The organism is Rhizobium phaseoli, from assembly GCF_003985125.1.
Classification (GTDB): domain Bacteria; phylum Pseudomonadota; class Alphaproteobacteria; order Rhizobiales; family Rhizobiaceae; genus Rhizobium; species Rhizobium phaseoli.
Genome location: NZ_ML133595.1, coordinates 21,724 through 48,478 on the forward strand (window position 1 = coordinate 21,724; position 26,755 = coordinate 48,478).

The following is a 26,755-nucleotide window of genomic DNA, read 5'->3' on the forward strand; positions in this document are numbered from 1 at the left end:
CCGCCTCACCGCAGCTTCAGGGTCGAAAGGCCGAGCAGCGCCAGGCCGACGGCGATGATCCAGAAGCGGATTACCACCTGGCTTTCCGTCCAGCCCTTCTTCTCAAAGTGATGGTGGATCGGCGCCATCAGAAAGACGCGCCGGCCGGTCATCTTGAAGAAGCCGACCTGGATGATGACCGAGAGCGTCTCCATGACGAAGAGGCCGCCGATGATCGCCATGACGATCTCGTGCTTGGTGGCGACGGCGACGGTGCCGATCGTACCGCCAAGCGCCAGCGAACCGGTGTCGCCCATGAAGATGGCGGCCGGCGGCGCGTTGAACCAGAGAAAGCCGAGGCCCGCGCCGATCACGGCGCCGAGCACGACGGCAAGCTCGCCGGTGCCGGGCACGAAATTGATCTGCAGGTAGTTCGCAAACACCACGTTGCCGGCGAGATAGGCGATGACGCCGAAGGAGGCGGCGGCGATCATCACGGGCACGATGGCGAGCCCATCCAGGCCGTCGGTCAGGTTGACGGCATTGCCGGCGCCGACGATGACGAAGCCGCCGAACACCACGAACATGATGCCGAGATTGATCAGGAAGTCCTTGAAGAAGGGAAAGGCGATCGAGGAGCCGAAGGTCGAGCCGGCAGTCCCTGAGGCAAGGGCGGTGCGCATCATGAAATAGACGGCGATGCCGGCGATGATGAATTCGATGCCGAGACGCGCCTTGCCGGAAAAGCCCTTGTGGCTCTGCTTGGTCACCTTGAGATAATCGTCATAGAAGCCGATCGCGCCGAAGCCGAGCGTCACCAACAGCGTGGCGACGACATAGACGTTGGAAAGATCGGCCCAGAGCAGTGACGCTCCGACGATGCCGGCAAGGATCATCAGCCCGCCCATGGTCGGCGTGCCGGCCTTCTTGAAATGCGTCTGCGGCCCGTCGGCGCGGATCGGCTGGCCCTTGCCCTGGCGGATGCGCAGCGAATTGATGATGGTCGGCCCGAACAGGAACACGATCAATGCGGAGGTGAAGAGAGCGGCGCCCGTGCGGAAGGTAATATATCTGAACAGGTTCAGAAATTTGAAATATTCCGACAGTTCGACAAGCCAGATCAGCATTCAGGGCCCCTTGTTACCCGGTCAAAGTTCGCGTTGCGTGTCGGAAAATGCCGGGAACTTGTCAAGAAGCGCGGCGACGATCTTGCCGAAACCGATGCCCAGAGACGATTTCACCATCAACACGTCGCCTGGCGCAACCGCGTTCAGGACATAATCCGTCAATTCGCTGGTCTTTTCGCGGTACTCGACATGGACGCTTTCTGGCAATGATTCCTTCAGCGCGGCCATGTCGGCGCCTGCGAGCCAGACATGTTCGATGCCGGCCGCAAGCAGCGGCCCGGCGAGATCGGTGTGAACCTTCTCGGCATACTCGCCCATTTCGAGCATGTCGCCGAGCACGGCGATGCGGCGTCCGCGGCCGGTCGGCTCGGCGGCCGCCAGCAGCGCGATCGCCGCGCGCATCGAGGCCGGGTTGGCATTGTAGCTCTCGTCGATCAGCGTGAAGCTGCCGTTGCCGTTGCCGATCGAAAGGCGGTGACGCTTGCCCCTGCCCTTTTCCGGCTTCAGCGTCGCAAGTGCTGCGATCGCCTTCTCCAGGTCGGCGCCGACGATCCTGACGACGCCGAGGGCGGCAAGCGCATTCTCGGCGATATGACGTCCCGGCGCGCCGATCGCCACTTCCAGCGTCTCGCCGCCGATCGTCAGCCACAGCGTCGAATTCTCGTCAGAACCGTTGAATTCGGCGAGCCGGAATTCGGCCTTGGCATGCTGGCCGAAGGAATGGATATGCTCGACGCCGAGCGATTGCGCGGTGCGGTCGAGGAAATTGAACTGGTCGTTGTCGCGGTTGAGCACGACATGGCCGCCCGATTCGAGTCCCTCGAAGATCTCGGCCTTGGCGGCGGCAATCTCCTTGATGCTCTTGAAATTGCCTAGATGGGCCGGCGCGATCGTCGTAATGACGGCGACATCGGGGCGGATCATCGCCACCAGCGGCCGGATCTCGCCCGGATGGTTCATTCCGACTTCGAAGACGCCGTAATCCGTGTCGTCAGGCATGCGCGCCAGCGTCAGCGGCACGCCCCAGTGGTTGTTGAAGGAAGCGACGGAGGCATGCACCTTGCCGGAGGGCGACAGCACGTGCCGCAGCATTTCCTTGGTGGTGGTCTTGCCGACCGACCCCGTCACTGCGATGATTTTTGCGCGCGAGCGCTCGCGGGAGGCCTGCCCGAGACGCCCGAGTGCCGCGAGCACGTCGTCGACGACGATCATCGGCACCGTCAGGCGGCCCATGGCCGGAAGCCTCGCCTCGCTGACGACGAGAAGCGAAGCGCCGTTCGCCATCGCCATCGACGCATAGTCATGGCCGTCGACCCGGTCGCCCTTGATCGCGAAGAAGGCTTCGCCTGATGCAATCGAGCGGCTGTCGATGGAAATGCCGGTGATGCCTTCCGGCAGCGCGCCGAAGGGGCGCCCCGCCATCGCTGCGATCATGTCTTCGGTCGTCCAGAGCCAGCTCAAGATTTCAGTTCCTCCAAGGCCTTTCGCACCTCCGCATGATCGGAGAACGGCAATGTGACGCTCCCGATCGTCTGCCCCTCCTCATGCCCCTTGCCGGCGACGATCAGCGTATCGCCGGATGTCAGCATGCCGACTGCCTCACGGATCGCCGTGGCGCGATCACCGATTTCCGAGGCGCAAGCCGCTGCCGCCATGATCTCGGAGCGGATCGCGGCCGGCTCCTCCGAGCGCGGATTGTCGTCGGTGACGATGACGACATCGGCGAGCCGGCAGGCGATTTCGCCCATGATCGGCCGCTTGCCGCGGTCGCGGTCGCCGCCGCAGCCGAAGACGACGACGACGCGGCCGGTCGTGAAAGGCCGGACCGAATTCAGCACGTTTTCCAGGGCATCCGGCTTATGGGCATAGTCGACATAGGCGAGAGCACCATCTTTCGTATGGCCGACGAGCTCGAGGCGGCCGGACGCACCGACGAGTTTTTCGAGCGCGGCCATTGCAGCTTTCGGCGCGACGCCGGTCGACATGGCAAGCCCTGCGGCGACCAGCGCGTTGGCGACCTGGAAATCGCCGGCCAGCGGAATGTCCACTTCGAAGATCTCGTCGCCGATATGGATTTCGGCCGTCTGCTTATGGCGGAAATGCTCGACGCGTTTTAGCGTGAGGTAATCGCCCTTGCGCCCGACGGTGCGGACATCGTGACCGGCATCGGCCGCCGCCTTGACCGCTTGGGCCGACCACGGATCGTCGGCAAAGATCACCGCCGGTGCACCCTTCGGCAGCAGCGTATCGAAGAGCCGCATCTTGGCGGCCATATAGGCCTCGACGGTCGGATGATAATCCATGTGGTCGCGGCCGAGATTGGTGAAGGCGGCGGCCGAAAGCTTTACGCCGTCAAGCCGGCTCTGGTCGAGACCGTGGCTGGAAGCCTCCATCGACGCATGCGTGACGCCTTCGTCGGCAAGTTCGGCCAGCAGCTTGTGCAGGGAGACAGGATCCGGGGTGGTCAGCGCGCCATATTCGTTGCGCGTCGGCGAAACGACTCCTGTCGTGCCGATCATCGCGGCGGCATGGCCCGCATGCGCCCAGATTTGCCGGGTGAACGAGGCGACGGAGGTCTTGCCTGCCGTTCCGGTGACGGCGACCATGGTCTCGGGCTGCCTGCCATAAAACCGCGCGGCGGCGATCGAAAGGAAGCGACGCGGCTCCTTGACCGCAAGCACCGGAATAGCAGCATCGACGGGCTGGGAGGCGATCGCGACGACAGCCCCCCGGGCGGCGGCATCCGCGATGAAGCCCGCGCCGTCCGCCTTGGTGCCGGCGACCGCGACGAAGGCATTGCCCGGCGCGACCTTGCGGCTGTCCGAAGACAGGCCGGAGATATCGAGCAGGCCTACCGGGCCTTCGAGCTGTGCTTCAAGTTCCGGAAACTGATCTCCGGCCAGGTCTCGCAATTTCATCGAATGGACTTTTCCCTCTTGAAGCCGGTCCGCCCCTCGCGAATCGGCGTCGATATTCATTCACGCTCAATAAGACACCAGCAAGGCCGAACCACCCTCCCCGAATTTCGGCTCGATGCCGAGAATGGGAGCGGCGCGGCTGATGATCTCGCGGGCGATCGGGCCGGCGGTACCGGCGGAGATCGTTCCACCATATTGTTTCTCGCCGGTCTTCGGCTCGTCACAGAAGGTGATCACCGCATATTTGGGGTCGTTGATCGGGAAGGCGGCGATGAAGGAATTGAAGTTCAGCGTTGCGGAATAACGCCCGTTCACGACCTTGTCGGCCGTGCCGGTCTTGCTGCCGACGGCAAAACCCGGCACACGCGCGACGCGTCCCGAACCCTTGAAACCGTTGAAATCGAGGAGATAGCGGATTTCGTCGCTGGTCGACTTCTTAATCACCTGCTTGGCGATCTGGTCGGCCTCTTCGCGCGTGCGCGGCAGGAATGTCGGCTCGATCAGCTTGCCGCCATTGACGAGAGCGGCCGCCGCCACCCCGGTCTGCAGCGCCGTCGTCGAGACCCCATGACCGAAGGAAATGGTGATCGAATTGATCTTCTTCCACACCCGCGGCTGGGTCGGCATCTTCACCTCTGGCAATTCGGTCTGCATCTTCGTCAGCAGGCCGAGCTTGTTCAGATAGTCCTTCTGCGCATCGATGCCGACGATGTCGATGACGCGCGCCGTGCCGATATTCGACGAGTACTGGAAAATTTCAGGCACGGTCAGCCAGCGGCGCTGCCCGTGAAAATCGTGGATGGTGAAGCCGCCGATATAGATCGGCTTGCTGGCATCGAACGTGTCGGACATCTTCACCTTGCCGGTATCAAGCGCCATTGCCAGCGAAAAGGTTTTGAAGGTCGACCCCATTTCGAAGGTGCCGTTGGTCATCCGGTTGAGCCAGCCCTCCTTGGCGCCCTCCTGCGGATCGTTCGGATCGAAATCCGGTGCCGATGCCATTGCCAGCACTTCGCCGGTGTGCACGTCGATGACAGCTGCACCCGCCCCCTTGGACTGGAAATTGTTGACGGCGTTGACGACGGCGTCACGGACGATGTTCTGGACGCGCAGATCGATCGACAGCCGCACCGGCTCGAGCGGCTGATCGCTGGTCATGCCGACCGAGGCGAGATCGGCGAGCCCTTGGTCGTCGATGAACTTCTCCATCCCGGCCACGCCGCGGTTGTCGATGTTGACGTAACCAAGGATGTGCGCGGCGGTCGATCCACCCGGATAGAAGCGGCGCTTCTCCGGCCGGAAGCCGATGCCGGGAATGCCGAGCGCCAGGATCTGGCTCTGCTGCTTCGGCGTCAACTGCCGGCGCAGCCAGGCGAAATGCGATGTTTTGACCGAGAGTTTCTTGTAGGTGTCCTTGACATCGAGCTCGGGCAGAACCGTCGCAAGTTTCTCGACCGCCTCGTCGGGATCGACGATCTTGTTCGGCTCGGCAAACAGCGAGACGGTGCGGATATCGGTCGCCAGCACCTCGCCATTGCGGTCGAGAATATCGGGGCGCGATGCCATCAGCCGGTCGGGAGGCAGGATGCTGGAGACGACCTCCTGATCCTTCATCGCATATTCGACCAGGCGGCCGCCGATGACGACGTAGACACCCATGAAACCGAGGATCAGCAGGCCGACACGGCTCTTTGCCTGCCCCGACTTCTTCTTGCGCGTCCCCTCGATCGCCACGCCGGCGGAAGGGCCGCCGAAACGATTATAGACGCCGGCGGAGAAATGCGCCTGGCTCTTCAAAACCATGATGCGGGAAAGAAACGACATTATTCCACCGACCCCGTTTCGATCTCGTCTGCATCTGCGTCATCCTCGGCCCCAGCGTGCGGCGCGGGCACCGGGATGGGCTGCGCTTTCGCCGTGGCACCCTTGGCGCCGGCCACGGTCGCGCCCTTGGCGCTGGCCACGGTCGCGCCTTTGGCGCTGGCTTTGGCCTCCGTCACGTCAGGCAAGGGAACCTCGGATTTCAGCATCGGCAATTCCTTGGCATGCACCAGCGCCGTCGATTCAGTCGGCTGCAGCTGCAATTCGTCATCATAGGCCTTGACCAGCCGCTCCAGCCGGTTCGGCTGCGATTGCAGGGCCCAGTCGGCCTTGAGAAGATCGATCGTATCCTTCTCGAGTTTGATTTCGGCTTCGAGGCGATGGACCTCCTCGAGCTTCAATTCGGCGCGATGCTTGATCGTGTAGGTAACGGCAGCAGTTGCCGTCATGACGCCGATGAGCACGAGATCGAACGTTTTCAGCATATCAACCTCCAAGCTTTCCAAGGCTGGCCAGATTGGGAAATCCAAAGAGCGACATATCGGCGGCCTCGGCGGCGGCCGCCGTTCTCTGGCCGGCGCGCAGCTTGGCCGAGCGGGCGCGCGGATTGCTCTCGGCCTCCGCTTCGCTTGCCGAAACCATCGATTTGCCCACAGTCGTAAAGGTTGCCGCCCGCTCATGCGCGGCCGGCAGGTGCCGCGAACCCGACGCCTTGCCGGCACGATCGGAGAAGAACTTCTTGACGATGCGGTCTTCAAGCGAATGGAAGGTGACGACGACGAGCCGTCCGCCGGGCTTCAGCACCGTTTCCGCCGCAAACAATGCCTGCGCCAGTTCGCCGAGCTCGTCGTTGACGAAGATGCGCAGCGCCTGGAAGACGCGCGTCGCCGGATGGATCTTGTCCTTCATCTTGCGCGGCGTGACCAATTCGATGAGACCGGCAAGATCGCGTGTTGTCTCGAACGGCTTTTCGGCACGACGCTTCTCGATCGCATGCGCGATGCGCGGCGCCTGGCTCTCCTCGCCGAGAAAATGGAAGATACGGATGAGATCGGCGACCTTGGCGCGATTGACGACGTCGGCGGCCGAAACGCCTGTCGCCGACATGCGCATGTCGAGCGGCCCGTTCTTCTGGAAGGAGAAGCCGCGCTCGGCCTCATCGAGCTGCATGGAGGAAACGCCGATGTCGAGAACGACGCCATCGAGGCCGCCCTGCGGCGCATGATCTGCAAGATGCGAGAATTGCGAATGAACAAGCTTGAGACGGCCGCCATGGGCGGCGACCATCGCCTGCCCCGCCGCAATCGCCGTCGGATCGCGATCGAGCGCAATCACCTCGGCACCGGCGGCAAGGATGGCCGAGGTATAGCCACCCGCACCGAACGTACCGTCGAGAATGAGCTTCCCGGGCGCGGGCGCCAGCGCCGCAAGGACCTCTTCGAGAAGAACAGGAATGTGACGAACCGGTCCGCCGCCGGCATCAGTTGAACCTCCGCCAGGATTCGCCGCCATTCCGTTCCCTCGTCCTTTTAGGAACGCTTGCCCGCCAGCTTGCGCTCCCCTCGTGCCTGCGCCTGCGCCGCCAGAAATGCCTGCGGCTGCCAGAGCTGAAAATGATCCGCTCGACCGACGAAGGTCACTTCGTCCGAGATGCCGGTGAAGCCGCGGATGAAATCCGTGACCATCAGCCGCCCCTCGGCATCGAGCCTCATGAAGACCCCGCCCCCGTGAATCAGAAGCGACATCTCGTTCGCGTCCGGCGAAAACGGATCTTCCGCAGCGATCTGCCGCTCGAATCTCTCGAGAAGATCCAAACCGCCGACGCTGATCGCCGGAAACACAAAATCCTGAAAGCAGTAAAGCTCCTGGATATTGCGCTGCGCCAGCACGGAACGAAAGGCCGAAGGCACGGAAACCCTGCCCTTGGCATCGATCCTGTTGGTCGCATTCGAAAGGAAGCGGCTCATGACACGAAACATCCGTTCCCGCAGGGATCCGGACCAAAAGACGCCCGAAACTCCCCATATCAGGCACAGCTTCGCAAGCCGGATGAGAAAGGTCCCACCCAACGCTTCCGGAGAGGAAGACGCCTTTGCTTTGCGATGAATGGGCAGGTGATTGCCCTGGTGCAGTGCGCATTTGGGATAGCATGGGACCATATGGGCGTCAATGGGATGCGCCTGTTTTGCAATAGACGCATGATCAAAAATTTATAAGCCGTTAAGTTTAACAAAGAGTTAGGATCACCCTGCCGCAAGAGCGCGCGACGGTGCTTTCGCAAAAACAATCTCCGCGCAGAGGATTTCATGAGCATCAGCTTGAAAACTTTCGATTTCAGCGGCTTACCTGGAGGTGATTCGTCAAATCAGAGGTTTTCGCGCCACGAAAGTTAATCGCCAGTTGGCCTGTAAGCCGGGTTCTGTATGGCTCCGGCGTGAACCGGAACGTGGCAGCCATTCCTCTGGGACAGCGCTCGCACGCTGCCTCACGCAACCCACCCGGATGACTGGCCTGGAAACCGGCCGGAGGGCCTTTCGGCCCGCCGCGTCATCCCTATTCGGTCTTGCTCCCGGTGGGGTTTACCGTGCCATTTCCGTTGCCGGAGATGCGGTGGGCTCTTACCCCACCCTTTCACCCTTACCTGTCATGACAGGCGGTTTGCTTTCTGTGGCACTTTCCCTGAGGTCGCCCTCGCCGGACGTTATCCGGCACCGTGTCTCCGTGGAGCCCGGACTTTCCTCACCTTACCGCCTTTCGGCATTGGTAAAGCGCGGCTGCCCGGCCAACTGGCAGGGCTCCCATAAACGAGGGAGATCGCAATTGCCACCGAAAACGATAGGCTTAACGAAATTGCGGTGTGAAATGCGTGGAGTAGCCCTGTTCGCTGATTCTGCCCGACAAAAGCAGTTCGGCCCCGAGCCTGCCGATTTCGTCCGAACTCTTGGCCGACGTGCCGGCGCAGCCCGTCATCACGGCGATGACAGGCGAAGACGTATAGCCGATCATCGGATAGCCGCTTTGCGTCTGGGACACGACACAGGCGGCCGTCGAGGTCGAAAGCGGCGTCAGATCGGGCGCAAGATCAGCGACAATGCGTTGAAGATGCGCCCGCACGCTCTCCCGCCCTTCGGTCCTGAACCAGGCACGCATCTCCGTCTCGTTGCTAAGCGCCAGATCGTCGGGGTCACCGCCGATCTTCAGATAGAATTTGCCGTCGGGATAACGGATCGGCGGCAGCAGGTAGATATGGATGCCGGGCACATCGAGAATAAGCGACGGCATGGCGGCCAGGTGGATGGCATCGGCTTCGCTCACTTCGAAAAGCGTTACCGTCCGGCCATAAACCGTCATCTCAACCGGACGCGGTAACAGATTCTCCGCAATGGAAAATCCTCCCGCGGCCAGCAGCACCTTTTCAGCACGATAGGCCAAGCCGCCGGCGGTCCTGACGACGGCCGAACCACCCTCCTCGCGGATCGAGGCAACATTGTCGCGGATGACTACGGCGCCGGCTTTTTCCGCCAGCAGCGACTGTGCCTTGACCAGCTTGCGCGGGCTGATATGCCCGGCCCCCTTCGCCTCGAAGACGCCGGCGCAGCCATAAGCAAAGGCGAAGAAGGGGAAGGCGCCTTGCAACGCCCCTTCGTCGAGAAGGCTGGTTTCGACACCCAGCGAAACGGCGGCCTGCCTGCTTCTGCCGAGATAATCGCTTCCATTGGGCGCGACGACGACGCAGCCGACCTCCCGATAGAAATCGATGCCGCTTTCGCGAGCGATCTCGCCGTAGCGTCCGATCGAGCGGTTGGCGAGCAGCGCCCAGTTGCGGTCGGGATCAATGGTGCGGGTGATGCGCCCCTCGTCGTAGTGGCTGGCAAAAACGCCCTGATGCGTCTTGCGATTGGCCGGCTCGTCCGGCCCGATCACCGCCACGCCGTCCGTCTGCCGAGCCAGATGCCGGGCAGCTGCCGCCCCCATCAACCCGCGGCCGACGACAATATATTTGAAAACGACTGCCATGCGCTTCCCTTCAGGCAAAGATCGGCGTCAGCTCGCCGCCGAAATCCGCTTCACCGAGTACGCCTTCCGTCAGCAGTACGGCGCCCAGCCGCCCGAGTTCGTCGGAGGATTTGGCGGCGACGAAATTGCCGCCGGTCAGAACCGCGATGCGTGGCGACTGCGTAAACCCGGCATAGGGATAACCGGTCGGCGTGAAATTCGCCACGCACGGACCCGACGTGACCGGGCAGCCGGCAAGCGCCGGCATCAGTTGCAGGGCGATGCGGCAGAGATGATCGCGCTCGGCAGCGCTGCCGTCCGAACGGAACCACGCGCCGGCATCCTCCAGCCGATCGATGGAAAGCGTCTCGGTATCGCCGCCGAGCTTCAGATAGATCTTGCCGTCGGGATAACGCACCGGCGGCAGAATATAAATGTGATCCTCTTCCCGCTCGCCGAGCACGATCGTCGACGGCATGTCGCCGAAGACCGCCATCTCGCGCTCGCCGATTTTATAGAAAACAACCGTGCGCGCCATCACCCGGGTGTCAACGGGGCGCGGCAGCAGCGCATGGAAATTGCTGAAGCCGCCAGCCGCCACCAGGACCCTCTCGGCGCTGTAACGCCTCCCGTCGACCGTCACCTCGACATGGGCACCGGCGTCGCGCACGGATGTCGCTGTTGCCTCGATCAGCGTAACGCCACCCTGTTCCGCGAGCTTAGCCTGGGCGCGCACGAGCGCCCGCGGATTGATATGGCCGGCGCGCTTGCGTTCAAAATAGCCGCTGAAATCGGCATCGACGGCAAGATAGGGAAAGCGCCGCGAAAGGTCCGACGATGCGATGGTCTCGATCTCGCTGCCGAGCGTCCGGCTGACGGTCAACGCCCGATCGATGTAATCCTGCTCGCTCTTCTCAGGGGCCGCAAACAGGCAGCCAACTTCCGAAAAGAAGGAAATGCCGCTCTTTGCCTCGATCGCACGGTAGCGGTCGAGCGCGCGGGCTGCGAAACTTCCCCAGGCCAGATTGCCGTCGAATGTCCGGGTGATGCGCGCTTCGTCGTAATGGCTGGCGAAGACGCCGTCATGCGATTTGCGCTCAGCCGGCTCGCGCGGGCCGATCAGCGCGATGCCGTCAGCTATCGCAGAGAGATGCCGGGCGGCCGCGGCACCCATCATGCCGCGTCCGATGATGATGAACCTGAAATCGACTGCCATATCCCACCTCGCTATATTCCAGCGATACCATGGCAATCATCTTGAATCATCCAGCTCTTGTCAGGAATAAGCGCTTCAGAGCATTGCGAGAACCTTGCCGCAATAGGACTTGGACACCGGGTTCATGCGCGTGGCGCCATGACCGGCATTGTATTTGAGGATGGTGTTGCAGGTCTCGCCACCACCGAGATCATGGGCGGCAGCCAGGTATTTCATGCCGTACTTGATGTTGGTTTCCGGATCGAACAGGCCCTTGGCGCTGCCGGAATAGCCCATCATGCGGGCAGTTGCAGGCTTTATCTGCATAAGGCCGATTTCACCGTGGCTGCCGCGCGCATTCGGATTGAAATTGCTTTCGATACGGATGACAGCGGTCGCAAGCGCAACCGGTACATTATATTGGTTCGCATATTTGCTGATCAGTGCGGAATAGGAATTGCCGGAAACATTGGCGACGGGATAACCGCTCTGGCGCTCGACCGTCTTCAGTGTGCGTTCCGCCGTCTTGAGCGGACGCTTCGCCGGCTTGACCGAACGCTCCGCTTTCTTCAACGGACGCTCTGTATTCTTCGAAGGACGCTCGACTTTCTTCACCGGCGCATCAGCTCGCACACCCCAATCATTCGCAAAGGCAAAGCTATTTCCGGCCAGCACCATGCCAGCGCATGTTGCAGCAACAACAATCAGTTTTCTCATGTAGTCTTGAACACTCCGACCCAAAGAATTTCCGGACGGCGCGCCTCGCTGTCAGAATGAATACCAGATCAATGACCGATCTGGATCCGCGGCAATTCTTATCGTTTCACATAGCGCCCGCAGTTTAACTCGAAAACAGCCCCGAGTACCGCTTGGCGGAGGTTCTTAGACCATCGTAATGAGGAGATAATAGGGAAATGATGTGGCAGGCCGAATTTCGCGCTGCAGTGCGAAATTCGGCGTTTCAGTAACTGTCGAGGAATCAGGAATAACGTGGCAAGGCCGACAGTAGCCGGTGCAACGTGTCGATTGTCGAGAAATCGGCGATGCCGTCCACCCGTTCGGGTCGGAAATGACGTTGGAAAGCCTCCACGTCGCCCGCCGTCCTTTCGGAGAATTCACCTGTGATTTCAGTGCCGTAACCATAGAGCGACAACATCGACTGCAGTGCTTCGACCGGCTGGCCGGCGTCACCGCGCTGGAAGAAGCGTCCGCCGGTAATTTTCGCCGGTTCGACCCAATGCCCGACACCCGCGCGATAGAGAGCCGCCCAGGGAAATTTCTCGCCCGGATCGACCTTGCGCACCGGAGCGACATCGGAATGCCCGAGCACGCGTTCGGGCGCAATCGACCAACGTTTGACACAGTCGCGACACAATTCGATCACCGCCGCGATCTGCTCTTTCGGATAGTCGGGAAGGCCGCCGGGATGGCCGGCATTGGCGATCTCAATGCCGATCGACAGCGAATTGATGTCGCTCTCGCCATGCCAGCGGCTCTTCCCGGCATGCCACGCCCGCCTACCCTCCGGCACCAGTTGAATTACCTCGCCATTCTCATGCACGAAATAATGGCTGGAAACTTGGCTTTCGGCGCGGCAGAGCCAGTCGAGCGCGCCATCCGGCGTCGGCATGCCGGTATAGTGCAGCAAGATCATATCCGGGCGACGGCCGTCCGCTCGCTCCCCGTGATTGGGCGACGGCCGCACGCACGTTCCCGCGTAATCCGCCTCGAAGGAGGTCATGCGGCGCGGCGTTCCTTCTCGATTGCCTCATAGGCTGCGTTAAGTGCCGCCATCCGTTCATTGGCAATCACGTGGAATTCCTTCGGCACGCCGCGCGAAATCAGTCGATCGGGATGATGTTCGCTGACGAGGCCACGGTAACGGCGGCGGATCGTCGGAAAATCGTCGGAAGGCGACACGCCGAGCACCTTGTAGGGATCGCCGCCGGACGAGACATGGCGAGCGGCGATCTGCTCGAAGCGGGTCTCGCTCATCTGGAAGATCTCGCCGATGTGACGCAGGAAATCCAATTCCTTCTCATGAATCAGCCCGTCAGCCTTGGCGATATGGAAGAGGCCATCGAGCACGTCTTCCAGCACTGTGCAATTGGCAGCACAGGTAATGCAAAGCGTCGAGAGACGTTCGGCATAGGCCTCATAGCCGGCAACATCCTGACGCGCGAGATTATAGAGTCTGGCGACGTTCTTCGCCTGATCCTGCGGAAACTCGAAGATTTCCCGGAAAGCCTCGACCTCCTTCTCGCTGACGATGCCGTCGGCCTTGGCCATCTTCGCCGAAAGGGCGATGATCGCCACCGAGAAAGCGACTTTCCGCCGTGTCTCCGGATCGCCCTCGAAAACCGTGCGGATGGCCTCGATCACCGCGGACAGCGCATTGCCCGCAGTATTGCCAATCGCATTCACCAGTTTTTCCCAGAAGGACATCGAAAATCTCGCGTACTTGTCAACTTATAGCAAACAGCTTGACCAAAGAATCGTAGCCTTTGCAAGGCGACGATTGGTCGTAGGCGCGAACACAGTTTTCACGATTTGGTAATTGTCGCACCGCAGCAAACGACTTCGATTGAGGGAATGCGCGCCCTGCCCCACCGGTCTCACTTGGCCGGAGACGCGACGCCGCAATTTCCACAACAGTTCTCGGTCGGCGTATCGCGCTTGAAACGATTATATCAGCTCTTCCAGCCGCAAAGCGGGAAAAGGCGGCGTTTTTCGTAAATTCTTTACTTTACAGGCCCCGTTCCCTGCCGCATCCATGCGCTGATGCATGTCGCCCGGAACTCTACGGCGGCACCGGGACACGGCATGCACAAGCAATGGGCAAACGCATCGCATACAGAAGTTCGATGCGAAGCGCCTTAGCCTGCGCCGCCGCATCGAAACGCCATAGGAGGAATCATGGCCAAGCAGAAAGTTGCAATGCTGACCGCCGGAGGCCTCGCACCCTGTCTTTCCTCCGCCGTCGGCGGCCTCATCGAACGCTACAGCGACGTTGCGCCCGAGCTCGATATCGTCGCCTATAAGTCCGGCTACCAGGGCGTACTGCTCGGGGACAGCATCGAGATCACCCGTCAGATGCGTGAAAAGGCGCCGCTGCTACACCGCTATGGCGGTTCGCCGATCGGAAACAGCCGCGTCAAGCTCACCAATGCCGCCGACTGCGTCAAGCGCGGCCTCGTCAAGGAAGGCGAGAACCCGCTGAGGGTCGCCGCCGAACGCCTTGCCAATGACGGCATCACCATTCTCCACACGATCGGCGGCGACGATACCAACACCACAGCCGCCGACCTTGCGGCCTACCTCGCCGCCAACGGCTACGACCTGACCGTCGTCGGCTTGCCGAAGACGGTCGACAACGACGTCGTGCCGATCCGCCAGTCGCTGGGCGCCTGGACGGCCGCCGAAGTTGGCGCCCATTTCTTCGACAATGTCGGCAACGAGCAGACCGCCGCCCCCCGCACCCTCGTCATCCATGAGGTCATGGGACGCCATTGCGGTTGGCTGACGGCCGCCACCGCCCGGGCCTATCTTCAGCGCACCAGCCGCAATCAATATGTCGACGGTCTGATGATGGATGCGCAGCTGAAGGGTATCGACGCGGTCTATCTGCCCGAAATGGCATTCGATCTCTATGCCGAGGCCGCCCGGCTGAAGGAAGTCATGGATCGCACCGGCCATGCTACCGTCTTCGTGTCGGAAGGCGCTTGCCTCGACGCCATCGTCGCCGAGCGCGAAGCCGCCGGCGAAACCGTCAAACGTGATGCCTTCGGCCATGTCAAGATCGACACGATCAACGTCGGCGCATGGTTCCAGAAGCAGTTCGCCAGCCTCCTGAACGCCGAGCGTTCCCTCGTGCAGAAATCGGGCTATTTCGCCCGCTCGGCGCCGGCAAACGGCGACGACCTGCGATTGATCCAGAGCATGGTCGATCTCGCCGTCGAAAGCGCCCTCAATAAAGTGTCCGGCGTCACCGGCCATGATGAATCGCAGAATGGCAAATTGCGCACTATAGAATTCCCGCGCATCAAGGGCGGAAAGGCTTTTGACCTTTCGACGGCATGGTTTGCCGAAGTCATGGACAATATAGGCCAGAAATACAAAGAAGCATGATTGACGGATGGTTAATATGGTGTCTTTGCTTGTTCCTGAGGAATGGGAGGAGACACCATGTCGCTTGAAGCCTGGCTCGCTTTTGCAGCCGCATCCGCCATTATGCTGGCCATACCGGGACCGACGATACTGCTCGTCGTCTCCTATGCGCTTGGCCATGGGCGCAGGACGGCGTTTGCGACGGTGACCGGTGTGGCGCTTGGCGACTTCACCGCGATGACGGCCTCGCTCTTTGGTCTCGGCGCCGTCCTCGCCGCCTCAGCCGCTCTTTTCACTGTCCTCAAGTGGATCGGCGGCGCCTACCTGATATGGCTCGGAATCAAGCTCTGGCGGGCTCCCATCATCGGTGAGCCGGTTGCCGACAACGACAATCTTCCGGAGGAAAGATCGCTCAAGATTTTCCTCCACGCTTACGTCGTCACCGCCCTCAATCCGAAGAGTATCGTCTTCTTTGTCGCCTTCGTGCCGCAATTCCTCGACCCCGCCCTCCCCTTCTTCGGGCAGATGGCGATCATGGAAGCGACCTTCCTCGTGCTGGCGATCCTCAACGCTTCCACCTACGCCTTTCTCGCCCATAGCGCGCGCGGACTGATTCGCAAGGCGAGCGTCCAGCGCGCCGTAAACCGCACGGGCGGCACCCTGCTGATCGCAGCTGGCGCCGTAACGGCCGGCTATCGCCGTATTGCGGCTTAGAGCCCTTCCCGGTCAGATTGCAGCATTCTGCCGGAGCAGGTTTTTCGTCAGGGCAGAGGCGATTGGCGATGGGCACACCACAAGGTATGTCCGAGCCGATCGCCTCTGATCCTGGCGGAAACATGCCCGGCCCACCGGACACACTGATCGCTTCGCCGCGGCGAAGCGATCAGTGTGTCTGGCGCTATTGAGTCTTGCAGATTTGCCTAGCAAATCTGCGGGAGGGTTGGCTGAAACGGGCCGGCTAATCGACCGGCCGGCTTGGCCGTAAAGCCGGGCTACGACGCGCGCCGGCCGGTCGATCATCTGACTCCGTTTCAGCAAACAGAATGCTGCAATCTGACCGGGAAAGGCTCTAAAAATATTCCGTGGTTGCCGGAATGCCACGAATACGTTAATGGGGTCGGCAGGGTTTAAGCTTTTTAGTAACTTTTATAACGCTGCCGGGGCGGCGCGATTTCACGAAAGTGACGGAATGGTAGCGATCGGATTGTCCGGCCTGAAACGCAGTCTTGTCGTTTCTACGGTGCTCTGCTGTGGCGTGATGGCTGGCTGCACGAGCGTCGAACACACCTCTCAGGCCGAACTGACAGCCGTGCAGACCGTCGTGCCGACACCCAAGCCCGGCGAAGAAGCAACACTGGCCGCGATCCCGACGGCCGAGGGCGTAGCTGGTCAGGCGGTCGCCGGCGCCATGCTTCCGCAAACCCAGACCTCTTCCTCTCTGACCGCAACGGCGATGCCGACGGTTGCGGCGTCTCAGCCCGCCGATCTCGCCATGCAGGCAGGCATCCAGCCGGCAGCCTATGCGCAGATCCCGCTGACGCCTGAGATGACGGCAATCCAGTCGGTGGTGCCGACGCCGCGTCCGGTGACCCCGGCACAGCCGGCGACGCAGCTTGCCTTTGCCGCGACCCCGCAGAACAATGCGCTTGCAGCACTTGCGGCAGTCGACACGACGCCGCGTTCCAGCATGGATTACGGCTTCGACGAATCCGGGCCAATCGATCCGCCGACGGCTCCTCCAATGTTCAGCGACGACGACAAGGACGATGCGCCGACCGTCGAGAAAAGTTTCGTCACCAAGCTCATCCAGAAATATTCGAAGATTTACGAGATTCCCGAGACGCTGCTCCACCGCATCGTTCATCGCGAGAGCCGCTACAATCCGAAGGCCTACAACAAGCGCGGTTATTTCGGCCTCATGCAGATCAAATACAACACTGCCAAATCGATGGGCTATGACGGCGCGCCGGGCGGTCTCTTCGATGCCGAGACCAACATCAAATATGCCGCGAAATATCTGCGTGGCGCCTGGCTCGTCTCCGACAACAAGGAAGATGATGCCGTCCGCCTCTATGCGCGAGGCTATTATTATGACGCCAAGCGCAAGGGCATGAACGACGTCGCCCAGGGCAATTACTGACAATTACCCCCAGAAAAACGGCTTCAATGCTTCGGCCTATGGCCGTGGCTGGACCTGCCGCTCTGATCCGGCCTGCTGTTGCGGCATGCCCGATTGCGGCGACGCCGCCACGACTGCCTTGAGAAGCGTCTGCGGCTGATAACCGAGCCAGCCCGGCGTCAGGCCGAGCCGGACGACGACCAGATTGGCGGACGGCACGATCGCCATGCTCTGCCCGTCATGCCCCGTCAGCCAGAACGTATCCTCCGGCAGCCCGAATGCAGCACTCGAGCCGCCGGGCGCGAGCCACGCCTGGCCTTGCGTATACCGGCCGTTCGATGCTGCCGTCGGCGTGCGCATGGCGCCGACGAAGCCCTCCGGCAACAGCCGCCGGCCATTCCAGACGCCATCCTGCAGCAGGAACTGTCCGAAACGCGCCCAGTCATGCGCAGTCGCATAGAGATAGGAGCTTCCGGCAAAGGTGCCGCGCGCGTCGAGTTCGAAGACGGCGCTGGTCATGCCGAGCGGCGAGAAGAGCGCGTCATGCGGATAGGAAAAGGCCGCCTGCGCATTGCCGACCCTGTCCATCCAGATGCGTGACAAGAGCGCCGCCGTGCCGCTCGAATAGCGGAACCGTTGACCGGGTGCCGCCTCCATCGGCGCATTGGCCGGCAGCGATACCATGTCTGGATCGAGATAGAGCATACGCGTCACATCGGCGACGCTGCCGTAATCCTCATTGAAGGCAAGGCCGCTCTCCATGCCGAGCAGGTCGGAAACCTTGATCCTCGCACGCTGATCGTCCTTCCACTGTGCCATCAAGTGATCGTCGTCGAAGGAGATCTTGCCGTCGAGCATCAGCCGGCCGAGGATGGCCGCGTTCACCGTCTTCGTCATCGACCAGCCGATCAGCGGCGTCTTCGACGAAAATCCGGGACCATAGGCCTCGGCGACGATACGGTCGTCGCGCACCACCACAATCGCCCGCATGGCCGGACCGGCAAATCGGGCATCGGCCAGCACCGCGGCGATCTTCGCGTCCGGCTGTTTGCCGGTGCCCTCACCTTGCGGCCACACCGCGTCATTCGCCTGCATCTTGGCCGGCGCATCGAATGGCACCGCGTCAATCGCCGCCTCGAAATTGCCGTCCGGCACGCTGGTGCAGCCGAGAGCGCCGCGATAGAGCGCATAACTCGATGCGAACAGCCCCATGAAGCGCGCCGTCACCCGGCCGCTGTCGCGCTCGACACTGACGCGCACCAGCCGCAGCAGCGGATTTCCCGGCGCCTGGACGTCGTCATGCAGCACATCGTCGGCATCCCGGCCGGCGATGAAGACATTGGAGCAGACGATCTTGGCGGCGTAGCCGTCGCCGACGCGCAAGAGCTCCGGCGGCCAGGCGAAGAGCCAGCCGGTCCCGGCGGCGATGATGAGAACCACAAGGAGAGCAAGCGCCTTCAGGACACGCAGCACAAATCGCATGGCATTCCTCCATGCCGGGAGAGAAGCAGGAATCGCGCCTGTCGGAAAGGGGCGGGCCGCGAAGTAGCGCACCATTCCGATCACTCTTCATTGATGCCGGAGCCTTCCGAGAACGGCGCCCACAGCCCGCGTCATCAAACTGTAGCAGTGGCGCGCTACACGCCCTGAACGCTAAAAAGGTGACAGACTCATGTCAGAATTTGCACCGGATGCCGGCTTCCGCAAGAACCGGAAACTCAAGGACGCCCTTCTCCGCCACAAAGCTTTTTCGAAGGAAGGTTTTTCCGAGCGTCTCTTCGGCCTTCTCTTCTCCGGCCTCGTCTACCCGCAAATCTGGGAAGATCCGGATCTCGACATGCAGGCGATGGAGCTGAAGCCCAACCATCGCATCGTCACCATCGGCTCCGGCGGCTGCAACATGCTCGCCTATCTCTCCAAGGCGCCGGCCTCGATCGACGTCGTCGATCTCAACCCGCACCATATCGCGCTGAACCGTCTCAAGCTTTCCGCCTTCAAGCACCTGCCCGATCATGCCGACCTCGTCCGTTTCCTGGCGATGCCGAACGAGAAGTCGAACAGCCGCGCCTTCGACCAGCATCTCGCCGCCAATCTCGACGAGGCGACCCGCAGCTATTGGAACGGCCGCAAGTTCGGACGCCGCCGCGTCACCGTCTTCGACCGCAACATCTACGAAACCGGCCTGCTCGGTCGTTTCATCGGCGCGGCTCACCTTCTTGCCCGCCTGCATGGCGTCAAGCTGCGCGAGATGACCAAGACCCGCTCGATCCGCGAACAGCGCCAGTTCTTCGACGAGCAGATCGCACCGCTTTTCGAAAAGCCGGTCGTTCGCTGGATCACCGGCCGCAAAAGCTCGCTCTTCGGCCTCGGCATCCCGCCGCAGCAATATGACGAGCTCGCAAGCCTCGCCGCCGATCATTCGATCGCGCCGGTGCTGAAGCACCGCCTGGAAAAGCTCGCCTGTCATTTCCCGATGCGCGACAATTACTTCGCCTGGCAGGCCTTCGGCCGCCGCTACGGTACTGAACAGGAAGGTCCGCTGCCGACCTATCTGAAGCCCGAGCACTATGAGGTGATCCGCGCCAATGTCGATCGCGTCAACGTTCACCACGCGAGCTTCACCGAGCTTCTGGCCCGGGAGCCGGCCGCCTCGCGCGACCGCTACATCCTGCTCGACGCGCAGGATTGGATGACGGATGAACAACTGAACGACGTCTGGCGGGAAATCACCCGCACGGCGTGCGACGGCGCCCGAGTGATCTTCCGCACCGCCGCCGAAAAGAGCATTATAGAAGGCCGCCTGTCTGCGTCGATCCGCGACCAGTGGGATTATTTCGAGGATAAGTCGCGGGAACTGACGGCGCTCGATCGCTCGGCGATCTATGGCGGTTTCCACATCTACGGGAAGAAGGCGTGAGCAAGGTCGGCACCGAGACGGCGGGAATGAGCGACGAACATGCCAGCCTCATGGATGGCATGTACCGTTACCAGCGCCATATCTACGATCTCACGCGCAAATATTACCTTCTCGGCCGCGACAGCACCATCCGCAATCTCGACGTGCCCGACGGCGGCACCCTGCTCGAAGTCGGCTGCGGCACCGGGCGCAACATGGCCTTCGCCCACAGGCATTTCCCGACCGCCAAGCTGTTCGGCCTCGACATTTCCCAGGAAATGCTGATCTCTGCCCGCAAGACCTTCGCCACTAAGGCGACGATCCCGGAATTCCGCGTCGCCGACGCCACCGCCTTTACGCCGCGCGAATTCGGCGTCAGCGGTTTCGACCGCATCCTGATCTCCTATGCCCTGTCGATGATCCCGGACTGGGAGCGCGCCGTCGATGCATCGATCGCTGCGCTCAATCCCGGCGGCCAGCTGCATATCGTCGATTTCGGCCAGCAGGAAGGTCTGCCGCGCTGGTTCCGGCGCATATTGCAGGCCTGGCTTGCGAAGTTCCATGTCACGCCGCGGCCAGATCTGCGGGAGGTTCTGGAAGCGCAGGCCCATGAGCACTATGCGCAATTGATCTTCGAAACCGTCGGCGGCGGTTATGTCTGGCGGGCGGCAATTATCAGCAAGCGCTCATAATTCGCTTGAAACTAACCGATTTTTTACGTTGATATGGTGAAAAGAGGGTTATTCCCTCTGCTGGGCTCGTCATCTTCGAAGGTCAGGCTGTGGGGCAAAGAGATCATTCGGTTCACGACGGGATACCCATGCGCCGGCTTTTGTTTTGCGTTGTGCCTCTGGCCATCCTCCTGGCAGGCTGCTCCTCTTCCGGCCACGACTACCTTGAAACCGCTTCAATCAAGCCGAAGACGCGCTTCCAGGACACCGATCCGCAGGATTTTGGCCCTAAGCATCCGCAGCAGAACGCCATCCACGGCATCGACATCTCCAAATGGCAGGGCGATATCGACTGGGCGACAGTGAGGAATTCCGGCGTTGCCTTTGCCTTCATCAAGGCGACGGAAGGCAAGGACAGGGTCGATCCGCGCTTCGACGAATATTGGCGCGAAGCCCGCAATGCCGGCATTCCGCATGCCCCCTATCATTTCTATTATTTCTGTTCCTCGGCCGACGAGCAGGCCGACTGGTTCATCAGCAACGTGCCGAAGGAGGCGATGCGCCTGCCGCCGGTGCTCGACGTCGAATGGAACGCCGAATCGAAGACCTGCCGCTACCGTCCCGACCCGGCAACGGTGCGCTCCGAAATGCAGCGCTTCATGGACCGGCTGGAGGCCTATTACGGCAAGCGCCCGATCATCTACACCTCGGTCGATTTCCACCGCGACAATCTCGCCGGCTATTTCCAGGATTATCATTTCTGGGTGCGCTCGGTGGCGAAACATCCTGAGGTGACCTATTCCGACCGCCGCTGGGCCTTCTGGCAATATACCTCGACCGGCGTCATTCCAGGCATCAAGGGACCGACCGATATCAACGTCTTTGCTGGCAGCGCAAAGAACTGGAACAATTGGGTCGCCGCCGTTTCCAAGGATAGAAATTCTTAGTAACGTCTTTCAATGTTTCTTGCTTCCGTCACATTCCTCTGGGAAAGCGGCGGACATCCGTTTGATATAAGGACCGCATTCATGCACCGCTCGCTCACAAGCCGCTCTGCACTCGCCCTCCTGTTTGCCCTCGCCCTTGCCGGCGGCGCCGCCGCCCAGCAGGCGCCGGCTGCCGCCCCGGCCGCACCTTGCGGCGGCGATCTCTCCGCCTTCCTCGAAGGCGTCAAGGCCGATGCGATTGCCGCAGGCGCGAGTGCCGCAGCGGCCGACCAGGCGCTCGCCGGCGCCGAGATCGACCCCAAGGTCCTGAGCCGCGATCGTGCCCAGGGCGTCTTCAAACAGACCTTCCTCGAATTTTCCCAGCGTACCGTCAGCCAGGCCCGCCTCGACATCGGCCGCCAGAAGATGAAGCAGTTTGCCGACGTCTTTGCCCGCGCCGAGCAGGAATTCGGCGTCCCCTCCGGCGTCATCACCGCCTTCTGGGCGATGGAAACCGATTTCGGCGCCGTTCAGGGCGACTTCAACACCCGCAACGCACTGGTGACGCTGTCGCACGATTGCCGCCGCCCGGAGCTCTTTCGCCCGCAGCTGATCGCTCTCATCGAGATGGTCCAGCACGGCGACCTCGATCCCGCCACCAACACCGGCGCCTGGGCCGGCGAGATCGGCCAGGTGCAGATGCTGCCGCGCGACATCATCGCCTATGGCATGGATGGCGACGGCGACGGCCATATCCGCCTGAAGCAGAGCGGCCCGGACGCCATCCTGACGGCAGCGAAATTCATCCAGCATCTCGGCTTCGAGCGCGGCCAGCCCTGGCTGCAGGAAGTCACCGTGCCCGATAACCTGCCCTGGGAGAAGTCCGGCCTCGGCGGCACCATGAAGGCCGGCGAATGGTTCGCGCTTGGCGTCAAGCCGCGCGACGGCAACACCGGCTTCGGTGATCTCGAAGGCGACCTCGTCCTGCCGCAAGGGCGGATGGGCCCGGCCTTCATCGCCTATCCGAATTTCAAGATCTATCTCGAGTGGAACAAGTCGTTCATCTACACGACCTCGGCCGCCTATTTCGCGACCCGCCTATCCGGCGCCCCGACCTATCTCAAGGGCGCGCCGGAACCGGGTCTTGCCAACGACCAGATGAAGACACTGCAGACAAAGCTGCAGTCGCTCGGCCACGATGTCGGCGAGATCGACGGCATCCTCGGCTCCGGCACGCGTATTGCGATCCAGAAGGAACAGCAGCGCCTCGGCATACCGGCCGACGGCTGGGCGACGCCGGCGCTTCTCAACGCCCTCTGAGTACCGCTGCAGCTCCGCCGCTCGCTTCGCAAGAAACGGGTGGCGCCGCGCGCCGTCGGCGTTAAAGCATGATGCTGAGGATCCGCTGTCGGGTTTCGACGAGGCGACAGCGGACGGCTTGGGATGGAGGACGGCGGCATGGACAACAGGATGAATGCCTGGACCTGGAGCCTGCTGCTCCTGCTCGGTCTCATCTGGGGCGGCTCTTTCTTCTTTGCCCGCATTGCCGTCCAGCATGTGCCGCCGCTGACCCTCGTCTTCCTCCGGCTGCTGCTGGCCGCGATAGCTCTGCACATCTATATCGCCGGCCGTTTCGGCATCTATCCGATCCTGGAAGCCCGCTGGCGCGAATTCCTGATCCTCGGGCTGATCAACAATGCCCTGCCGCACGCTCTGATCTTTTTCGGCCAGACCCGCATCGGCGCCGGCCTTGCGGCGATCCAGAACGCGACGACGCCGATCTGGACCGTGTTGATCGCCAACTACTTCACATCAGACGAGAAGCTGTCATCCGCCAAGGTTGCCGGCTGCCTCGTCGGCCTGGCCGGAACGATCGTGCTGATCGGCCCCAGCCTGTCGGCCAGCGGCGAAGCGCCGCTCTGGGCGCTGCTGCTTCCGGTGCTTGCAGCCGTCTCCTATGGGTTCGCGGCCACCTACGGCAAGCGGTTCAAGACTATTCCGGCCCCCGTCACCGCAGCCGGCCAGCTGACCGCCTCCTCGTTGATCACTTTGCCGCTGTCGCTGTTGGCCGATCGCCCCTGGACGCTGCCGGTGCCGTCGCTCGATATCGTCGTCGCCGTACTGGCGCTGGCACTGGTGTCGACGGCCTTCGCCTATATTCTCTATTTCCGGATCATGGCGGCGGCCGGCGCCACCAACGCCTCACTCGTCACCCTGTTGGTGCCGCCGAGCGCCATCCTTCTCGGCGTGCTCTTCCTCGGCGAGCGGCTCGCACTTGCCGAATTCGCCGGCATGGCGCTGATCGGTTGCGGCCTCGTCATTCTCGATGGCCGTGCCTATCGCCTGCTGGCGAGGACGACGTGAAGAATGGTTGCAAATCCCGCATGATTTCAACCGCTTGGCTGGGCGCCATGTTTCAGGCGCATAGGTAAATCGGCAATCGCCCGATTTAACCGCATGTTAAATTCTGTGAATGCGATTTTGCCGCGAATAGGCCTTTAATTTCAGGAGCTTGCGGATTCAGCCTTCGCCTTATCCACCGCGTCGTTCGGCAATGCAGCATAGATTTCGCTTCCCAACCGACACATTTCCGACATATTATTGGCAGGTTAACGCGAGGAGACAGACATGGGACTCACGCAATCCTTGAATGTTCTGTTGGTCAGTGCAGCGTTTGCCTTCGTCCTGTCCATGCTCTTTATTTGAGCTGGCCGGCCGGGGTGTGACGACTGGTAGTACCTGAACTCCCCTGATCAATCCGCCAATGAAAAAGCGCATGTCCCGCCCGACATGCGCTTTTCACTTTGTTGGACGCGGAAGATCAGGCAGCCGCGCCGGCGTTTTTTGCCGGCCGGCGGGAAAGGCCGAGATTGTCAAGCACGGCGGAAACCAGTGGCGAACGATTCATCGTATAGAGATGGAAATCGCGGATGCCGCGCCGGACGAGATCTTCGATCTGCTCGGCGGCGACATCGGCCGCCACCTTCGCCCGCTCTTCGGGCTTGTCGTCAAAGCCCGCGAACCGCTCGTCGAGGAAGCCGGGAATAACCGCGCCGCAAGCGCCGGCGAAACGCTTCAGCTGCGTCAGGTTCTGGATCGGCATGATGCCGGGCACGATCGGGATCGAGATGCCGGCCCGGCGAACCCGCTCCAGATAACGCTCGAAATTGTCGTTGTCGAAGAAGAACTGTGTCAGCGCCCGGTCGGCACCGTTGTCGGCCTTGCGCTTCAGCATGTCGATATCGGCGGCCGTGTCACGGCTCTCCGGATGCTTTTCCGGATAGGCGGAGACCGAAATTTCGAAATCGCCGACCGACTTGAGGCCGGCCACCAGCTCGGCCGCATTGGCATAGCCGCCGGGATGCGGCTGGTAGGGGGCGCCGGCGCCGCCGGGGGCATCGCCGCGCAGTGCCACGAAATGCGTGACGCCGACCTTGCGGAACGTCTCGATCATCTGGTGCGTCTCTTCCTTCGTCGCGCCGACGCAGGTCAGGTGCGAAGCGGTGGCAAGCGGTGTTTGCGACAGGAAACGCGTGACGGCGGTCAGCGTCGGCGCCTTGGTGGTGCCGCCGGCGCCATAGGTCACCGAGACGAAATCCGGATCCCAGTCCTGCAGTTCGCTGACGGTATTCCAGAGCTGGCCTTCCATCTCTTCCGATTTCGGCGGGAAGAATTCGAAGGAGATCCCGATGTTGCGCGCCTGCGCTTCGTTTTTCAAAGCCATGTCATACTCTCCCGGCAAATGTAGGTTCGGCGCCTTCGCTTAGTTGCGAAGCCATGAGGCGCCTCGGATCACGCGCGAGCCAGACGGTGACCGTCAGTCCCTGCCCGCTCTGCTGACCCGGATGAAGATCGACGACCTGCTCGACCTCGAGCCCAGCCTTGCGCAGCCAGTCAGACATCGCCTGGTGCGAAAAGCCGAGACGGACATGCGCATGCTCGTCGCGGAGATATTCGAGCGTGTGCGGCGCAAGGTCGATGACCACGAGCCGTCCGCCCGGCCGCAGCATGCGCGCCGCTTCCGCGATGGCAATCTCCGGCTGGTCGAAGAAATGCAGCACCTGATGGATCGTCACCAGGTCGAAATCCTGTCCCTCGAACGGCAGGTTCAGAATATCGGCGTGGCGCACGGTGGCCTTGGTGATGCGGGACTTGTCGAGATTGGCGCGCGCCACGCTCAGCATGTCGCGGCTGGCATCGACACCGATCGCCCGGCGGTAGAGCCCGGCCAGGAGTTCGAGGATGCGGCCGGTGCCGGTGCCGAGATCGAGCAGCGAGTCGATCGGCTGGTTGCCGAGCAGCCGGATGACGGCGGCATCGACTTCCTCGTCGGCCGCATGCAAGCGGCGAAGCTCGTCCCATTCCGCCGCGTTGCGGCTGAAATAGGCCTGTGCCCGCTCGGCCCGTTGGCGCTTGACCGCTGACAGCCGTTCACCGTCACGAAGGACGGTCGGATCGTTTTCGGAGACATGTTTCAGCAAGGCCCGCACGAGCATTGCCGCCTTGCCCTCCTGCTTGAGGCGGAAATAGGCCCAGGCGCCCTCCTGGTAGCGCTCGATCAGTTCGGCTTCGCCAAGCAGCTTCAGGTGGCGGGAGATGCGAGGCTGGGATTGGCCGAGAATTTCGGTAAGATCGGTGACCGTCAGGTCGCCGGCGTCGAGAAGCGCCAGAAGACGCAGCCGCGTCGGCTCGCCGGCCGCCTTCAAGACGTCCACCAGCCCATCCAATCCAAGCTTCAAGGGTTCACTCATCTTCGGCCCAATCAAGATATAAAGATATCTTTATGTGATTTAGGCGACGGTGACAAGCGCCAATTCGCCCTCCCAGCGAAATTGCCTGCTCAAATTGCGACAGGGCCGGACATAAAAAAGCCCCGGCCGAATGAACTGACCCCCGAAAGTTGGACATCCACCTTCGGGGGTTTTGCATGTCCAAATACAGCCTGGCTTTCAAGCAGTCTGTTGTTGAGTTTTACGGGAATGGCGAGCGTAGCTATCAAG

General features: G+C 61.7%; 23 protein-coding genes and 1 other RNA gene. 8 read left to right on the forward strand and 16 right to left on the reverse strand.

What is annotated here, in order from left to right; genetic code table 11:
- Positions 1–5: 5 nt before the first annotated feature.
- From mraY to EFD56_RS29320, 13 genes are all read right to left on the reverse strand, one after another.
- A complete protein-coding gene (mraY, locus tag EFD56_RS29260; protein WP_004668823.1) occupies positions 6–1,106 on the reverse strand; it encodes a phospho-N-acetylmuramoyl-pentapeptide-transferase in 1,101 nt (366 codons plus the stop codon).
- A gap of 21 nt (positions 1,107–1,127) precedes the next feature.
- Positions 1,128–2,567 carry a UDP-N-acetylmuramoylalanyl-D-glutamyl-2,6-diaminopimelate--D-alanyl-D-alanine ligase gene (locus EFD56_RS29265; protein ID WP_085742892.1) on the reverse strand — a complete coding sequence of 480 codons (1,440 nt, stop codon included), beginning with the start codon at positions 2,565–2,567 and terminating at the stop codon, positions 1,128–1,130.
- Positions 2,564–4,084 (reverse strand): UDP-N-acetylmuramoyl-L-alanyl-D-glutamate--2,6-diaminopimelate ligase, encoded by a 1,521-nt coding sequence (locus EFD56_RS29270; protein ID WP_183820574.1) that lies wholly within the window; start codon positions 4,082–4,084, stop codon positions 2,564–2,566. Before EFD56_RS29270 ends, EFD56_RS29265 begins: the two co-directional genes overlap by 4 nt.
- Positions 4,085–4,090: 6 nt before the next feature.
- Entirely contained in the window at positions 4,091–5,848 is a 1,758-nt protein-coding gene (locus EFD56_RS29275) for a peptidoglycan D,D-transpeptidase FtsI family protein (RefSeq protein ID WP_037113024.1), read from the reverse strand.
- Positions 5,848–6,330, reverse strand: coding sequence for a cell division protein FtsL (gene ftsL, locus EFD56_RS29280; protein ID WP_004668831.1), 483 nt, complete (start codon positions 6,328–6,330; stop codon positions 5,848–5,850). The genes EFD56_RS29275 and ftsL overlap by 1 nt, the downstream gene beginning before the upstream one ends.
- A 1-nt stretch (position 6,331) precedes the next feature.
- Positions 6,332–7,357, reverse strand: coding sequence for a 16S rRNA (cytosine(1402)-N(4))-methyltransferase RsmH (gene rsmH / locus EFD56_RS29285; RefSeq protein ID WP_037140277.1), 1,026 nt, complete (start codon positions 7,355–7,357; stop codon positions 6,332–6,334).
- A gap of 17 nt (positions 7,358–7,374) precedes the next feature.
- Positions 7,375–7,812, reverse strand: coding sequence for a division/cell wall cluster transcriptional repressor MraZ (mraZ, locus tag EFD56_RS29290; protein WP_164736880.1), 438 nt, complete (start codon positions 7,810–7,812; stop codon positions 7,375–7,377).
- Between the two features lie 425 nt (positions 7,813–8,237).
- Positions 8,238–8,635, reverse strand: an RNA gene (gene rnpB, locus EFD56_RS29295) — RNase P RNA component class A.
- Positions 8,636–8,686: 51 nt separating this feature from the next.
- Complete coding sequence (locus tag EFD56_RS29300) at positions 8,687–9,862, reverse strand: NAD(P)/FAD-dependent oxidoreductase (protein WP_085742895.1); 1,176 nt, start codon at positions 9,860–9,862, stop codon at positions 8,687–8,689.
- 10 nt (positions 9,863–9,872) lie between these two features.
- Positions 9,873–11,057, reverse strand: coding sequence for an NAD(P)/FAD-dependent oxidoreductase (locus EFD56_RS29305; RefSeq protein ID WP_085742896.1), 1,185 nt, complete (start codon positions 11,055–11,057; stop codon positions 9,873–9,875).
- Between the two features lie 75 nt (positions 11,058–11,132).
- Positions 11,133–11,753, reverse strand: coding sequence for a lytic transglycosylase domain-containing protein (locus EFD56_RS29310; protein WP_085742897.1), 621 nt, complete (start codon positions 11,751–11,753; stop codon positions 11,133–11,135).
- A gap of 262 nt (positions 11,754–12,015) precedes the next feature.
- Positions 12,016–12,777, reverse strand: coding sequence for an N-acetylmuramoyl-L-alanine amidase (locus EFD56_RS29315; protein WP_126906965.1), 762 nt, complete (start codon positions 12,775–12,777; stop codon positions 12,016–12,018).
- A complete protein-coding gene (locus EFD56_RS29320; protein ID WP_012484511.1) occupies positions 12,774–13,481 on the reverse strand; it encodes a J domain-containing protein in 708 nt (235 codons plus the stop codon). The genes EFD56_RS29315 and EFD56_RS29320 overlap by 4 nt, the downstream gene beginning before the upstream one ends.
- A gap of 471 nt (positions 13,482–13,952) precedes the next feature.
- Between EFD56_RS29320 and EFD56_RS29325 the strand changes: the two genes are divergently transcribed.
- The 3 genes from EFD56_RS29325 to EFD56_RS29345 all read left to right on the forward strand — a co-directional run bounded on the left by EFD56_RS29325 (position 13,953) and on the right by EFD56_RS29345 (position 17,283).
- A complete protein-coding gene (locus EFD56_RS29325) occupies positions 13,953–15,164 on the forward strand; it encodes a pyrophosphate--fructose-6-phosphate 1-phosphotransferase (protein ID WP_085742899.1) in 1,212 nt (403 codons plus the stop codon).
- A 57-nt stretch (positions 15,165–15,221) separates the two neighbouring features.
- Positions 15,222–15,857 (forward strand): LysE family translocator, encoded by a 636-nt coding sequence (locus tag EFD56_RS29330; protein WP_010003722.1) that lies wholly within the window; start codon positions 15,222–15,224, stop codon positions 15,855–15,857.
- Between the two features lie 475 nt (positions 15,858–16,332).
- Entirely contained in the window at positions 16,333–17,283 is a 951-nt protein-coding gene (locus EFD56_RS29345) for a lytic transglycosylase domain-containing protein (protein ID WP_085742900.1), read from the forward strand.
- A 36-nt stretch (positions 17,284–17,319) separates the two neighbouring features.
- On the opposite strand, the gene EFD56_RS29350 is transcribed toward EFD56_RS29345, so the two are convergent.
- Positions 17,320–18,744, reverse strand: a complete 1,425-nt coding sequence (locus EFD56_RS29350; protein ID WP_126906966.1) for a serine hydrolase domain-containing protein — start codon at positions 18,742–18,744, stop codon at positions 17,320–17,322.
- A gap of 190 nt (positions 18,745–18,934) precedes the next feature.
- Here EFD56_RS29350 and EFD56_RS29355 point away from each other — a divergent pair, with 190 nt between their 5' ends.
- The 5 genes from EFD56_RS29355 to EFD56_RS29375 all read left to right on the forward strand — a co-directional run bounded on the left by EFD56_RS29355 (position 18,935) and on the right by EFD56_RS29375 (position 24,119).
- Positions 18,935–20,179 (forward strand): BtaA family protein, encoded by a 1,245-nt coding sequence (locus EFD56_RS29355; RefSeq protein WP_085742901.1) that lies wholly within the window; start codon positions 18,935–18,937, stop codon positions 20,177–20,179.
- Positions 20,176–20,850, forward strand: a complete 675-nt coding sequence (locus tag EFD56_RS29360) for a class I SAM-dependent methyltransferase (RefSeq protein WP_010003144.1) — start codon at positions 20,176–20,178, stop codon at positions 20,848–20,850. The genes EFD56_RS29355 and EFD56_RS29360 overlap by 4 nt, the downstream gene beginning before the upstream one ends.
- Before the next feature lie 128 nt (positions 20,851–20,978).
- Complete coding sequence (locus EFD56_RS29365; protein WP_016733609.1) at positions 20,979–21,776, forward strand: glycoside hydrolase family 25 protein; 798 nt, start codon at positions 20,979–20,981, stop codon at positions 21,774–21,776.
- An 81-nt stretch (positions 21,777–21,857) separates the two neighbouring features.
- Positions 21,858–23,075 carry a lytic murein transglycosylase gene (locus EFD56_RS29370; protein ID WP_064819447.1) on the forward strand — a complete coding sequence of 406 codons (1,218 nt, stop codon included), beginning with the start codon at positions 21,858–21,860 and terminating at the stop codon, positions 23,073–23,075.
- Positions 23,076–23,213: 138 nt separating this feature from the next.
- A complete protein-coding gene (locus EFD56_RS29375) occupies positions 23,214–24,119 on the forward strand; it encodes a DMT family transporter (RefSeq protein ID WP_126906967.1) in 906 nt (301 codons plus the stop codon).
- A 457-nt stretch (positions 24,120–24,576) separates the two neighbouring features.
- Here EFD56_RS29375 and metF read toward each other — a convergent pair whose 3' ends face one another.
- Both metF and EFD56_RS29385 read right to left on the reverse strand, forming a co-directional pair.
- Positions 24,577–25,479: a methylenetetrahydrofolate reductase [NAD(P)H] gene (metF, locus tag EFD56_RS29380; protein ID WP_004668531.1), complete on the reverse strand. Its 903-nt coding sequence runs from the start codon at positions 25,477–25,479 to the stop codon at positions 24,577–24,579.
- 1 nt (position 25,480) lies between these two features.
- Complete coding sequence (locus EFD56_RS29385; RefSeq protein ID WP_012484523.1) at positions 25,481–26,506, reverse strand: ArsR/SmtB family transcription factor; 1,026 nt, start codon at positions 26,504–26,506, stop codon at positions 25,481–25,483.
- Positions 26,507–26,755: the final 249 nt, after the last annotated feature.

Coding starts and splice junctions, on each gene's coding strand:
- EFD56_RS29350 (WP_126906966.1), bottom strand. CDS start 18,744: ATGCGATTTGTGCTGCGTGTCCTGAAGGCGCTTGCTCTCCTTGTGGTT.
- EFD56_RS29375 (WP_126906967.1), top strand. CDS start 23,214: ATGGACAACAGGATGAATGCCTGGACCTGGAGCCTGCTGCTCCTGCTC.
- EFD56_RS29315 (WP_126906965.1), bottom strand. CDS start 12,777: ATGACCTCCTTCGAGGCGGATTACGCGGGAACGTGCGTGCGGCCGTCG.
- EFD56_RS29305 (WP_085742896.1), bottom strand. CDS start 11,057: ATGGCAGTCGATTTCAGGTTCATCATCATCGGACGCGGCATGATGGGT.
- EFD56_RS29385 (WP_012484523.1), bottom strand. CDS start 26,506: ATGAGTGAACCCTTGAAGCTTGGATTGGATGGGCTGGTGGACGTCTTG.
- EFD56_RS29345 (WP_085742900.1), top strand. CDS start 16,333: ATGGTAGCGATCGGATTGTCCGGCCTGAAACGCAGTCTTGTCGTTTCT.
- ftsL (WP_004668831.1), bottom strand. CDS start 6,330: ATGCTGAAAACGTTCGATCTCGTGCTCATCGGCGTCATGACGGCAACT.
- mraY (WP_004668823.1), bottom strand. CDS start 1,106: ATGCTGATCTGGCTTGTCGAACTGTCGGAATATTTCAAATTTCTGAAC.
- EFD56_RS29320 (WP_012484511.1), bottom strand. CDS start 13,481: ATGTCCTTCTGGGAAAAACTGGTGAATGCGATTGGCAATACTGCGGGC.
- EFD56_RS29330 (WP_010003722.1), top strand. CDS start 15,222: ATGTCGCTTGAAGCCTGGCTCGCTTTTGCAGCCGCATCCGCCATTATG.
- rsmH (WP_037140277.1), bottom strand. CDS start 7,357: ATGGCGGCGAATCCTGGCGGAGGTTCAACTGATGCCGGCGGCGGACCG.
- EFD56_RS29365 (WP_016733609.1), top strand. CDS start 20,979: ATGCGCCGGCTTTTGTTTTGCGTTGTGCCTCTGGCCATCCTCCTGGCA.
- EFD56_RS29275 (WP_037113024.1), bottom strand. CDS start 5,848: ATGTCGTTTCTTTCCCGCATCATGGTTTTGAAGAGCCAGGCGCATTTC.
- metF (WP_004668531.1), bottom strand. CDS start 25,479: ATGGCTTTGAAAAACGAAGCGCAGGCGCGCAACATCGGGATCTCCTTC.
- EFD56_RS29310 (WP_085742897.1), bottom strand. CDS start 11,753: ATGAGAAAACTGATTGTTGTTGCTGCAACATGCGCTGGCATGGTGCTG.
- EFD56_RS29355 (WP_085742901.1), top strand. CDS start 18,935: ATGTCAGAATTTGCACCGGATGCCGGCTTCCGCAAGAACCGGAAACTC.
- EFD56_RS29300 (WP_085742895.1), bottom strand. CDS start 9,862: ATGGCAGTCGTTTTCAAATATATTGTCGTCGGCCGCGGGTTGATGGGG.
- EFD56_RS29325 (WP_085742899.1), top strand. CDS start 13,953: ATGGCCAAGCAGAAAGTTGCAATGCTGACCGCCGGAGGCCTCGCACCC.
- EFD56_RS29270 (WP_183820574.1), bottom strand. CDS start 4,084: ATGAATATCGACGCCGATTCGCGAGGGGCGGACCGGCTTCAAGAGGGA.
- mraZ (WP_164736880.1), bottom strand. CDS start 7,812: ATGAGCCGCTTCCTTTCGAATGCGACCAACAGGATCGATGCCAAGGGC.
- EFD56_RS29370 (WP_064819447.1), top strand. CDS start 21,858: ATGCACCGCTCGCTCACAAGCCGCTCTGCACTCGCCCTCCTGTTTGCC.